The organism is Mesorhizobium sp. M8A.F.Ca.ET.207.01.1.1 (assembly GCF_004794715.1).
Taxonomy (GTDB): domain Bacteria; phylum Pseudomonadota; class Alphaproteobacteria; order Rhizobiales; family Rhizobiaceae; genus Mesorhizobium.
Map to the genome: position 1 here is coordinate 1 of NZ_SRUS01000216.1, position 371 is coordinate 371.

Here is a 371-nt window from a genome sequence, read left to right on the forward strand (position 1 = left end):
TACGCGTCTAGGATGACCGCGAGCACGATGACAAGGCCGATTACGATGGGTTTGAAATTGTCGCCGACGCCGAGCAGCTGCAATCCGGTGCTGAGCACCTGCAGGATGCAGGCGCCGACCAGCGTGCCGATGATCGAGCCCTTGCCGCCGCTGAGGCTGGTGCCGCCGATGATGACGGCGGCAATGGCATTGAGCTCGTAGCCGACGCCGGCGATCGGACTGCCGATGTTGAGGCGCAGGAGATAGACCATGGCCGCGATGCCGGCCGTCAGGCCGCTGATGGTGAAGGCAGCGACCTTGTAGAAGTCCGGGTTATGGCCGGAGAGCCGCACCGCCTCGTCATTGGTGCCGACGGCGAAGATCATGCGGCT

1 protein-coding gene is annotated in these 371 nt (G+C 64.2%); it reads right to left on the bottom strand.

The window, feature by feature from the left end:
- Positions 1-371, bottom strand: a 371-nt coding sequence (locus EN850_RS34240; protein WP_136092987.1) for an ABC transporter permease, incomplete at both ends; no start/stop codon positions are given.